The organism is Microcoleus sp. BROC3 (assembly GCF_036702515.1).
Lineage (GTDB): Bacteria > Cyanobacteriota > Cyanobacteriia > Cyanobacteriales > Microcoleaceae > Microcoleus.
The window spans coordinates 1-1,284 of sequence record NZ_JAUBTQ010000177.1 but is presented as its reverse complement, the minus strand read 5'-3'; the positions used below and the strand labels follow the sequence as shown (position 1 = coordinate 1,284).

3 protein-coding genes are annotated in these 1,284 nt (G+C 49.8%); 2 read left to right on the top strand and 1 reads right to left on the bottom strand.

Annotated elements, in window-relative coordinates; all coding sequences use genetic code 11:
* Positions 1-104 precede the first annotated feature (104 nt).
* Positions 105-317, bottom strand: a complete 213-nt coding sequence (locus QUB30_RS33640) for a hypothetical protein (protein WP_333342719.1) — start codon at positions 315-317, stop codon at positions 105-107.
* A 25-nt stretch (positions 318-342) separates the two neighbouring features.
* Between QUB30_RS33640 and QUB30_RS33635 the strand changes: the two genes are divergently transcribed.
* Together QUB30_RS33635 and QUB30_RS33630 are read left to right on the top strand one after the other, a co-directional pair.
* On the top strand, positions 343-783 hold the full coding sequence (locus QUB30_RS33635) for a tyrosine-type recombinase/integrase (protein WP_333342717.1): 441 nt from the start codon (positions 343-345) through the stop codon (positions 781-783).
* Between the two features lie 178 nt (positions 784-961).
* Positions 962-1,267, top strand: a complete 306-nt coding sequence (locus QUB30_RS33630) for a competence protein CoiA family protein (protein ID WP_333342714.1) — start codon at positions 962-964, stop codon at positions 1,265-1,267.
* Positions 1,268-1,284 lie beyond the last annotated feature (17 nt).

Sequence of the window (1,284 nt, the reverse complement as noted above, 5' to 3'; positions counted from 1 at the left end):
AACCGTTTTGAATCGTATCCATGAAAAGGATGGAATTATCAAGGAGCCGGATGAGGCGAAAGTCTCACGTCCGGTTCTGAAGGAGAGGTTAGGGGGGTAACTCCCTAATCGACTCTAACCAACAGGAAATCGAACTGCTGTTCAACGAAGGTTTGCAGAGCGATCGCGATCGCGCCCTCTTTGGAGTTTGCCTCTACACCGCCTGTCGGATTGCCGAAGCGTGCAGCTTGAAAGTCATCGATGTCTTTACCCCCGCGAATGTCATCCGCTCCGAAATGATCATCCGCTTTCGTCAACACCAAAGGCAAGCTCGGCACCCGCACTATCCCGATCATTCAAGAGTTGAGGCTGCTATTAGAAACCTACGAGCATCCCGAACACCCCTACCTATTCCCCAGCCGCCACCTCAACCACCGCTGGAAACACGCGAACCCGGAAGCCGCCTCTCACCTATTCCAAGAAGCCTGCGAGAAAGTCGGCATCACCGGCGCTTCTACCCACAGCCTCAGAAGGTCGGCGCTGACTCAGATGAGCAATGCCGGGATTCCGCTGCGGATTATTCAAGAAATCAGCGGCCACCGCAACTTAGAACAATTGCAGAAATACTTAGAAGTGCGACCCGACCAAGTACGCGGCGCTGTCTCTGCACTCTCTACCCTTTCTTATGTCAGGAAACTTCCATATCCTGATTTAGCACCCCCAACCCCAGAAAATCCGTTGCCCCCTCACCAACTGTCACAAGACCAAGCAGACTCCTCGGCCCAAGAAATTCCCGATTGGTAACGAGCAATTTTAGATTTTAGATTTTAGATTTTGGATTGACAGTCGCGCATCAAGAGCATCAAATGACGATCGCTTTATTCACCCTCGCCTGAAGTTCTCACCCCTAGATTTGTTACAATTCTCGATCGTGTGGAGCAGGTGCATCTACAAAACCAGCTCAAAGGAGAATTGACAGACAATGTGGCTAAAATACGGTGTTGCTCTCAGTGGCGAACTGACGAGCATTGATGAGGTTGTGCGCGGAAAAAGGAATCTCGCTTGTCTCTACTGCGGTGGCGGATTGACAGCGAAAAAGGGGTCAGTGAAAGAACATCACTTTGCCCATACTGAGGAAAGTTGTAAACCAGTCTCGCAGCGGATTAAGACAAAAGCGTTTCCCTCGCTGCCCCTCTATGATAATTTCAACATAGAGCTGTATGGTGAGGAATTAGAACAGTTGAAGGTGCTGTGGAAGTGCGATTCGTTGATTAGTGAATCTCGGTAATCAATCCGTAAATAACT